The sequence below is a fragment of the Corallococcus sp. CA047B genome (assembly GCF_003612065.1).
GTDB classification, from domain to species: domain Bacteria; phylum Myxococcota; class Myxococcia; order Myxococcales; family Myxococcaceae; genus Corallococcus; species Corallococcus praedator.
The window spans coordinates 1-9,635 of record NZ_RAWD01000343.1; the positions used below are offsets into that span (position 1 = coordinate 1).

Below are 9,635 nucleotides of genomic sequence, written 5' to 3' on the forward strand. Positions count from 1 at the left end.
GGCTGGGCTTCCTGGGGGGCGCTCCAGGCGGACCGGGCGGCCGGGGCGTTCCATTCAGGCGTGGCCGGAGGGGAGGACCACTCGGAGGCGGCCTCTTCGACGGGGGCCTCCCACGCGGGCTGGGACTCGGTGGCGGGCTGGGCCCAGGACCCGGAGGCGGTTTCCTCGGCGGTGGCCCACTCCGGCTGCGCGGCGACGGGCGCGGCCTCTTCCGTGGCCCACTCGGGCTGGGCTTCGATGGGGGCTTCCTCGGTGGAGGCCCACTCCGACTGCGCGGCGACAGGGGCCGGCGCATCGGTGGAGGCCCAGTCCGACGAGGTCGCTTCGGAAGCGGAGGCGTTCGGATCCCATGCCGGCTGAGCGGCGACGGGCGCGGCCTCTTCCGTGGCCCATTCGGGCTGGGCTTCAATGGGGGCTGCGTCGTCCGTGGTGGCCCACTCCGGCTGAGCAGCGACGGGCGCGGCGTCTTCCGTGGCCCATTCAGGCTGTGCCTCGATGGGGGCGGCCTCTTCCGTGGACGCCCACTCCGACTGTGCGGCGACCGGCGCGGTCTCTTCCGTGGCCCATTCCGGCTGTGCCTCGATGGGCGCGGCTTCTTCCGTGGGCGCCCACTCGGGCTGCGCGGCGACCGGCGCGGCCTCTTCCGTAGCCCATTCAGGCTGGGCCTCGATGGGGGCTTCCTCGGAAGTGGCCCACTCGGGCTGCGCGGCGACGGGAGCGGACGCATCAGCCGTGGCCCATTCGGGCTGGGCCTCGATGGGAGCGGCTTCTTCCGTAGAGGCCCACTCCGACTGCGTGGCGACCGGGGCGGACTCTTCGGCCGTCGCCCACTCGGGCTGGGCCTCGATGGGGGCGGCTTCTTCCGTAGAGGCCCACTCCGACTGCGTGGCGACCGGGGCGGACTCTTCGGCCGTCGCCCACTCGGGCTGGGCCTCGATGGGGGCGGCTTCTTCCGTAGAGGCCCACTCCGATTGTGCAGCGACAGGTGCGGCTTCTTCGGGCGTCGCCCACGTTGACTGCGCGGTGGCAGACGCGGCTTCTTCCGTGGCCCACTCGGGCTGAGCCTCGATGGGGGCATCCTCGGAAGTGGCCCACTCGGACTGCGCAGTGCCGGGTGCAGACGCTTCGGCCGTGGCCGGCTCCGGCTGTGCGGAGACAGGTGCGGAAGCTTCCTCCGTGGCCCACTCAGGCTGGGCTTCAATGGGCGCGGCTTCTTCCGAGGTCCACTCCGGCTGAGTGGCGACGGGCGCGGCCTCTTCCGTGGCCCACTCGGGCTGGGCTTCGATGGGGGCTTCCTCGGTGGAGGCCCACTCCGACTGCGCGGCGACAGGCGCGGCTTCTTCAGCAGTCGCCCACTCTGGCTGCGCGGTGACGGGTGCGGCTTCTTCCGTGGCCCACTCGGGCTGTGCCTCGATGGGCGCGGCGTCTTCCGTGGAGGCCCACTCCGACTGAGCGACCGGGGCGGTCTCTTCGGCGGTAGCCCACTCGGGCTGCGCGGCAGCGGGTGCGGCTTCTTCCGTGGCCCACTCGGGCTGCGCGGTGACGGGCGCGGCCTCTTCCGTGGCCCATTCCGGCTGGGCCTCGATGGGGGCTGCCTCTTCCGTGGAGGTCCACTCCGACTGAGCGACCGGGGCGGTCTCTTCGGCGGTGGCCCATTCCGGCTGGGCCTCGATGGGCGCGGCCTCTTCCGTGTCCCATTCCGGCTGTGCCTCGATGGGCGCGGCTTCTTCCGTGGCCCACTCGGGCTGGGCCTCGATGGGCGCGGCTTCTTCCGGGGTGGCCCACTCCGGCTGCGCTTCGATGGGCGCGGCTTCCTGCGGGGATTCCCAGTCCGACGTCTGCGCGGCGGGCGCGGTCTCGCCGGCGGCAGCCCAGCCAGCTTCGGCTTCGTGCGGCGCGACCTCCGTGGACGCAGCCCATTCAGGCTGTGCCTCGATGGGCGCCATCGCTCCGGACGGATCCGACCCCTCCGCCGATGCCGTCTCCTCCGTGGCCCAGTCCGCCTGCGCTTCAATCAACGGTGCTTCCCCGGTCGGATCACTCCCCGTCGCCTGGGCGTGGTCCGTGGCCGGTTGCGCCGAGGACACCGACCACGCGGTCTCTTCCGCCGGGGTCTCCCAGTCGGTGCCAGTCGCTTCGGTCGCGGTCTGTTCCCCGGTGCTCCACTCCGGCTGTGCCTCGACAGCCTCCGGCTCCGCGGAGGCATCGGTCCCTGTCACCGCGTCGGCCGCGGCCCACTCCGGCTGCAACTCGATGGGCGCGGACTCCTCGGTGGCCTGCGCCCAGGCGGGCGTCTCGGCGGGGGACTCCACGGCATCGGAGGCCCACTCGGGCTGCAGCTCGATGGGCGAGGACTCCTCCTGCAACCCGACGGTGGCGGTCGCGTCGGACGGCGCTCCGTCGGCGGACCACTCGGCCTGCGCGTCCTGGCTTCCATCGGACCACGCCGAGTCCTCCGCGGACTGCGCCTCCGCGAGGGATTCGCTCGCGGTGGCCAGCGGCACGGCCTCATCGGGCTGCCCGTTCAGCTCGCTCCACTGCTCCGCTGCAAGGGCCTCACGCGCCGCCGACAGCGCCGACGGCTCGACATCCTCCGCGCCGAGCTCGAGCGTCTCCGCTTCCACATCCGGTCCCACCGGGATGCTGCGGATCCCCAGCGACGAACCCTCCGCGAACGGAGACGGGGGAGGGGTGAGCGCTTCCTCGGCCCCCAGGTCAGCCGCGTCGAACGTCGGAGTCTCCGCCGCCTGCGCGGAAGCCAGGGCCTCGGAGTCCGTCAGCGCGATGGCCTCTTCGTCGACTCCCGTCGCAGCGTCCGTCCAGGCCGCGCCCTCTTCCGCGACATCTCCGGCGTCGAGCGCGATCTCCTCGGCGGACGCCTCCGTCGAAGCGCCGCTGTCGGACTGCCAGCTGGCCGCGACATCTCCGGCGTCGAGCGCGATCTCCTCGGCGGGAGCTTCCGTCGAAGCCGCGCTGTCGGACTGCCAGCTGGCCGCGATGTCGTCCGAACCGAGCGCGATCTCCTCGGCGGGAGCCTCCGTCGAAGCCGCGCCGTCGGCCTGCCACGCCTCCACGCTGGCCGGCTGCGACTGCCACGTCCCCGTGGCATCACCCGCCTCCAGGGCGCTCTCCTCCGCGGGCGCTTCGGAAACCTCCGCGCTGTCCGTCCACGCCTCCGCGATGTCGCCGGAACCGAGCACGATGTCCCCACCGGGATCCGTCGTTCCGGAGGCGGACGCTGTCTGCCACGCCGCCTCGGTGCCACCCGCGTCGGTCGAGATCTCCTCGGCGGACGCCTCCAGCACGGCGCCTTCCGCCTGAGCCGGGGCCTGCGCCGTCGCGACGTCGCTCCAATCCCAATCCGCCGACGTTTCGCCGTCGGCCGGGGCCGACGTGTCCACCGCCAGCGGTGCCGTGTCGAGCGCCCCGTCACGGGACTCGTCGGACTCCACCGCGAGCGGTGCCGCGTCCCACGCGGCGTCCACGGGCGCGGAGGACAGGTCCTCGGCCATCACCGCTTCGGACGCGGGCTCGGCGTCCAACATCGCCGCTTCCTCGGAGGCCGCTTGCTCGGCGGAGGCCAGGGCCTCCGCCATCGGATCCAGGCCGGAGGCCGCCGGGGCCTGGGCCTCCGTCTCGACCTCCATCGACAGCTCGGCGAAGGAGTCCTCCAGCGAGGCCTCGGGTTCGGCGGCCACCGGAGGCGGCGTCGCCGTGGACAGCCCGGAGAAATCCTCCTCGGCGCTCGTCTCCCAGGTCTCCGCCGCGGCCGCCTGCGCGGGCGCTGCTTCCGCGGGCTGGGGCATCCACGGCGCGGGTTCACTCAACGACGGGATGTCGATGTCGTCGGTGCTGAGGTTCAGGTTGTCCTGATCCACGGGAGCCTGCGGCGCATACCCTGCCTCCGCCGCGCCCCCGGAATAGCCCGCCCACGCCTGAGCCGCGTTCGGATCATACGCCGCGGCGGCGTCGGTGCCGGCCGCGTTCGCGTCGTAGCCCTGCTGGGGCCACGCCGCCGCGTTCGGATCATAGGCCGCGTTGGGGTCGTAGCCGGCGGGGTAGGCGTACCACTGGCCGTCCTCGCCGTAGTAGCCCTGGGGCTGCTCATAGCCGGCGGGGTAGGCGTACCACTGGCCGTCCTCGCCGTAGTAGCCCTGGGGCTGCTCATAGCCGGCGGGGTAGGCGTACCACTGGCCGTCCTCGCCGTAGTAGCCCTGGGGCTGCTCCTGGACCTGCTCCTGGGGCTGGGCCCAGGCCTGGGCCGCCGCCGCGGTGTCCGCCGCGTCCTGGATGCCCAACAGACCGCGCAACTCGACCCAGCGAGCCTCCTCGACGGCGGACAGGCTTCCCAGCTTCCGCTTCTCATCCAGGAAGCGGAATTCTCTCATCGCGGCGCGAGTATCGGACATCCGTCACCTTGCTGCGCCAGCGTCAAACGGGGACCGCCGCAGCGAAAATCTTGGAGGGCCGCGAGTGTAGGGGACTCCCGCCAGGGGGTAAACCAATCCGCCAAGCCCGACCGGCCGCTACCTCCCCGAGAGGGCGGTATGGACCGCCTTGTCCAGGGCCGCGAAGTCCCTGTCGTAGGTGGACTGGAGGGCGGATTCGAAGGAGGCGGCCCCGTTCACCGACTGGACGAAGCCCAGCAGCTTCTCCATCCCGCCCAGGCGCACCAGCTCCTGCACGGCCATGGCGGAGGCGGCGTAGGCCACGGCGGGATCACTCAGGGTGATGAGCGCCCGCGAGTTCATCACCGACATCGTCGGCAACATGCCCTGCTTGGCCGCCGAGCGCATCCGGTCCCGGAGGGCTCGCGGCGGGCCATCCACCTTCTGGAAGCGCCACTGCAGGTACTCGGCCATGCCTTCGTTGAACCAGCGGGGCAGGGCGCCGCCGCCTTCCGGGCAGATTTCATCCAACGCCGCGTGCACGTACTCGTGCACCAGCGTGGCCCGGTTCTGCGGCGTCATCTGCGCCGCGTCGTTCAGCCGGATGGCGTTGTTGCGGTACAGCCCGGCGACCTGCGCCGCGAAGACAGCCCCCATGTGCGAGCTGAACTCCTCGCTCGTGTAGAGCACGACCTCCAGCTGTTGCTCCCGGGCCCGGCCCAGCGTCCGCAGCGTGAAGTCATAAGCATCCTCCAGCGCCGAGACGACCTGGCCCTCGTACTCGGCGCGCTGTCCGAAGTCGCGGTCGCTGCTGAAGTAGCGGATGGAGAAGCGCCGGTTGGCGCGCACGCGCATGCCGTCCTTGGTCACGCTGGACTCGTAGCTGAGGCTCGCCGTGCGCACGTCGCCGTCCCCTTGCGTCCCCTTCGCGGTGCGCGTGTCCTCCTCGCCATTCAGCCGCTTCTCCAGGCGCTCCACCTCGCCCCGCGCGGCCCCGGCCTCCTTCTCCTTCGCGCGCGCGTTCTGGATGAGCTTGCGCGCCTCCTTCGCCTCCTTCGTCTTCGCGGGGACCCGCTCCAGCGTGGCGATGGCCGCCGTCGTGTCCTCGTCCTGCAGCAGCAGCCGCCCCAGCTCCAGCCCGAACGCGCCGTCCTTGGGGAACTGCTCCAGGCCCTTGCGCAGCGCCTCCTCCGCGGACGCGCGTTGATCCGTCTTCAGCGCCGACTTCGCCAGGCACCGCAGGGCCCCGGACGTCTCCTGGAAGGCCACGGCGCGCTCGCCCAGCGAGTACGCCATCACCGCGTCCTCCGCGAGCAGCGCCTCGCACCCCTTGAGCAGCGGGGCCGCGACCCCCGGCCGCTGCGCTTCCGGATAGTCGGAAGGGGACGCCGCCGCGAACGCCAGGTACAGCTCCTCCCACTGCTTCTGGGCGGCCAGCTCCTTGGCCTTCTGCGGCGGAGGGGCGGCGGCGAGCAGCAACAGGGCGATGAGGGGCGTGTTCATGGAATCCCCAGTATCGCCGAAGCCGCGCGCGGGCGTGCAAGCTCCCTGCTCCCTTGGGCTACGTCCGGGCGACCTGCCAGCCCTGGGCCTCCAGGGACGCCATCAGCTCCTGGATGTGGGCGTGCCCGGTGGTCTCCAGCATCACCTCCACCGTGGCCTCGCCCAGGCCCGCCTTGGAGAAGGCGCGGTCGTGGTGCAGGTCCACCACGTTGGCGCGCATCTGGGCAATCTGCGTGGTGAGCCGGGCCAGCATGCCGGGCCGGTCCGGCAGCCGTACCTCCAACTGCACCAGGCGGCCCGCCTTCACGAGGCCCCGCTCGATGATGCGGCTGATGACGTTCATGTCGATGTTGCCGCCCCCGACGATGATGGCGACGCGCTTGCCCTTCGCCTGCGGCACCTTGCCGTTGAGCAGCGCGGCCAGCCCCGCGGCGCCCGCGCCCTCCGCCACCGTCTTCTCTTGCTCCAGCATCAGCAGGATGGCGGCGGCGATCTCCTCCTCGTCCACCGTCACCACCGCGTCCACGTACCTGCGCACGTGCTCGAAGGTGATGTCGCCCGGAATCTTCACCGCGATGCCGTCCGCGATGGTGGTGCCCGCGGCCGTGAGCTCCGTGCGCACGCCCGCGTCCAGCGACGCCTTCATGCTGGCGATGGTGGCGGCCTGCACGCCCACCACCTGGATGCGCGGGTTCGTCTCCTTGAGGGCCACGGCCACGCCGGAAATCAGTCCGCCGCCGCCCACCGGCACCAGCACCAGCTCCAGGTCGGGGCACTGCTCCAACAGCTCCAGGCCGATGGTCCCCTGGCCCGCGATGACGTGCAGGTCGTTGAAGGGGTGGACGAAGACCAGGTCCTCCGCCTGCTGGATGCGCAGCGCCTCCGCGTAGGCCTCATCGAAGTTGGCGCCCTTGAGCACCACGCGCGCGCCGTAGTCGTCCCGCGTGCGCGTCACCTTGATGAGCGGCGTGCGCTCCGGCATCACGATGGTGGCCCGGATGCCCAGCCGTCGCGCGTGGTAGGCCACGCCCTGCGCGTGGTTGCCGGCGGAGGCCGCGATGACGCCGCGCTGTTTCTCCTCCGGCGTGAGCGTGAGCAGCTTGTTGAGCGCGCCGCGCTCCTTGAACGCGCCGGTGCGCTGGAGGTTCTCCAGCTTGAAGTACACCACCGCGCAGTCCGTCTTCTCGGTGAAGTAGTCGGACGCGGGGCACGGCGTGGGGCGCAGCGCCGGGCGCAGCCGCTCGCGCGCGACCTGGATGTCCTGCAGGGTGACCATCATGCCGGCCGTGTAGCGGATGCTGGCCCCGCACGGAAGCGGCGCGGGCGTGGGGCCGGCCTGGACGCGATGCGGCAGCGGGCGGAGGAATCGTCGGTCCCCGAAAGGTCCGCCCCGGGTGTGTCAGATGCCGCGCAGCACCGTGGCCTTGCCCACCCGGCCGATGGCCAGGATGTAGGCGGCCGTCCGCATGGAGACCTTCCGGGAGCGGGCAATCTGCGCCACCCGGTCGTAGGCCTCCTTCATCGTCTTCTCCAGCTCCGCGTTGACGCGGTCCTCCTCCCAGGAGACGTGCTGGAGGTTCTGCACCCACTCCAGGTAGCTGACGGTGACGCCGCCCGCGCTGGCGAGGATGTCCGGCACCACGAAGATGCCGCGCTTCTCCAAGAGGTCGTCCGCCTCCGGCTGGGTGGGCCCGTTGGCGCCCTCCACCACCAGGCGCGCGCGCACGCTGTTGGCGTTGTCGCGGGTGAGCACGTGGCCCAGGGCGGCGGGGATGAGCACCTCGCAGTCCGCCGCGAGCACGTCCTCGTTGCTGCACGGCGTGCCGCCGCTGAAGCCGGTGACGGTGCCGGTGCGCTTGACGTGCTCGAAGAGCGACGGCACGTCCAGGCCCAGCGGGTTGTACATGCCGCCCAGCACGTCGGACGCGGCCACCACCACGCCGCCGTCGCCCCAGATGAGCTGCGCGATGTGGCTGCCCACGTTGCCGAAGCCCTGGATGGCGAAGCGCGTGCCCTTCATGGGGATGCCCAGGTCGCGCAGGATTTCACGGCACACGTACAAGAGGCCCCGTCCGGTGGCGGCCTCGCGGCCCTTGGAGCCGTACAGCTCCAGGGGCTTGCCCGTCACCACCGCGGGCGAGTGCCCGTGGTAGCGCGAGTACTGGTCCATCACCCACGCCATCACCTGGGGGTTGGTGTTGACGTCCGGCGCGGGGATGTCGCGCGTGGGCCCGATGACGTCCTGAATCTGATCCACGAACTTGCGCGTGAGCCGCTCCACTTCCTTGAGGCTCATCTGCGACGGGTCGCACGCCACGCCGCCCTTGGCGCCGCCGTAGGGCACGTTCACCACGGCGGTCTTCCACGTCATCAGCGACGCGAGCGACACGCACTCGTCCTGGTCCAGGGCGGGGTGGTAGCGCAGGCCGCCCTTCATGGGGCCGCGGCTGTTGTCGTGCTGGATGCGGTAGCCCAGGAACGTGCGGATCTCCCCGGAGTCCATCTCGATGGACACCTGCACCTTCACCTCGCGCAGGGGCGTGGCCAGGAGCGTTTCGATGGGCGTTCCCACGTCCATCACCCGCGCGGCCTTGCGGAAGTAGTAGTTGGTGCCGTCGACGGCGTTCATGGTGGGGCGGGCTCCTGGTGGGAAAACCATAACAGAAGGGGTGCGCTACGATGGGGGCGTCCATGCGCCCCGGCTCTCCGCCCCCAAGCGACGCAAGCGGCTCGCTCCAGGGACTGGCGCGGCGCATCCGCACGCTGCGCGAGCGGAGGGGCCTCACGCAGGAGGAGTTCGCCGAGCGGTGCGCCATCTCCGTGAGCTTCGTGTCGCTCCTGGAGCGCGGCGAGCGCAACCCCAGCTACGACACGCTCCTCCAGGTCGCGGCCGCCCTGGAGCTGCCGCTCTGGGAGCTGTTCCGGTTGGAGGACGCGGAGGACGCGGGGGCTCATCGGCTGGTGGAGTGGGTTCGGGTGCGGGGACTGGGCCGGGCAGACGTGGACCGCCTCCTGGCCGTGGCGGACGCGATGTTCAGCGGCGGGCCTGACGCCGCATGTCCCCCGTCCCAGGGACACGTTGCTGCCTCCTGCACCGAACCGGACTGCGGCCGGCCCGTGCTGGCCCGGGGGCTGTGCACCGCGCACTACCACCGGGCCCGCAGGAGGAAGGTGCCTTCCTGAATCAACGCGCCTTCCACCTGGGAAGGCGCGTCGCCCTGGAAGGCACCGACGAAGGGGACTACTTGCGCTTCGCGCGCTCGACCTTCAGCGTCTTGTTCTCGCCGTGAGGCTTGCCGTGGGTGGCCTCGAAGCCGGCCACGTCCTCCTCCGCGACGAAGACGTACGCGTACGTGGGGCGCAGGTCCGTGCGCAGCACCTTGCCCGCCGGAGCGCCCGCGGCCTCCAGCGCGGCGGTGACGCCCGCCTCGTCCAGGCCCTCCTGGCGGCCCAGGCCCACCCAGAGGCGCGCCTGTCCGGGGACATCCGGCAGGGCCTCGTGGCGGGGACGGCGCTCCTCACGCTGGCCGCGCGGACGGTGCCGCTCCAGCTTCAGCGCCTTGTCGGCGTGCGTCTTGCCGTTGAGGGCCTCGAAGCCCGGGGCCTCCGCCTCCGGCACGTAGACGTAGCCGTAGGTGGGGCGGGTGAGGGCGCGGATGACCTTGCCGCCCGGGGCGCCCAGCGACTCCAGCGTGGCGGGCAGCTTCGCCTCGTCCATGCCGTCGTCCATGCCCAGGTTCACCC

Annotated in this window: 5 protein-coding genes and 1 pseudogene; 1 reads left to right on the forward strand and 5 read right to left on the reverse strand. The window is 71.8% G+C overall.

The annotated features are described in order from the left end of the window. The 4 genes from D7X74_RS34860 to D7X74_RS34875 form a co-directional block, all read right to left on the reverse strand. The coding region (locus tag D7X74_RS34860) for a hypothetical protein (RefSeq protein WP_120537313.1) at positions 1–4,409 on the reverse strand (4,409 nt) is incomplete at its 3' end. A 117-nt stretch (positions 4,410–4,526) separates the two neighbouring features. After that, positions 4,527–5,891 (reverse strand): peptidase MA family metallohydrolase, encoded by a 1,365-nt coding sequence (locus tag D7X74_RS34865; protein ID WP_120537314.1) that lies wholly within the window; start codon positions 5,889–5,891, stop codon positions 4,527–4,529. A gap of 58 nt (positions 5,892–5,949) precedes the next feature. Continuing rightward, on the reverse strand, positions 5,950–7,167 hold the full coding sequence (locus tag D7X74_RS34870) for a threonine ammonia-lyase (protein ID WP_120537316.1): 1,218 nt from the start codon (positions 7,165–7,167) through the stop codon (positions 5,950–5,952). 123 nt (positions 7,168–7,290) lie between these two features. Next, the gene (locus D7X74_RS34875; protein ID WP_120537315.1) at positions 7,291–8,520 is read right to left on the reverse strand and encodes a Glu/Leu/Phe/Val dehydrogenase; all 1,230 of its coding nucleotides are present in this window, start codon (positions 8,518–8,520) and stop codon (positions 7,291–7,293) included. A gap of 62 nt (positions 8,521–8,582) precedes the next feature. On the opposite strand from D7X74_RS34875, the gene D7X74_RS34880 reads away from it, so the two are divergent. After that, a complete protein-coding gene (locus D7X74_RS34880) occupies positions 8,583–9,074 on the forward strand; it encodes a helix-turn-helix domain-containing protein (protein ID WP_120537317.1) in 492 nt (163 codons plus the stop codon). A gap of 58 nt (positions 9,075–9,132) precedes the next feature. Here the strand turns inward: D7X74_RS34880 and D7X74_RS34885 are convergent. Beyond that, positions 9,133–9,635: pseudogene (locus D7X74_RS34885) on the reverse strand (DEAD/DEAH box helicase); the annotation flags it as partial.

Coding starts and splice junctions, on each gene's coding strand:
- D7X74_RS34865 (WP_120537314.1), bottom strand. CDS start 5,891: ATGAACACGCCCCTCATCGCCCTGTTGCTGCTCGCCGCCGCCCCTCCG.
- D7X74_RS34870 (WP_120537316.1), bottom strand. CDS start 7,167: ATGGTCACCCTGCAGGACATCCAGGTCGCGCGCGAGCGGCTGCGCCCG.
- D7X74_RS34875 (WP_120537315.1), bottom strand. CDS start 8,520: ATGAACGCCGTCGACGGCACCAACTACTACTTCCGCAAGGCCGCGCGG.
- D7X74_RS34880 (WP_120537317.1), top strand. CDS start 8,583: ATGCGCCCCGGCTCTCCGCCCCCAAGCGACGCAAGCGGCTCGCTCCAG.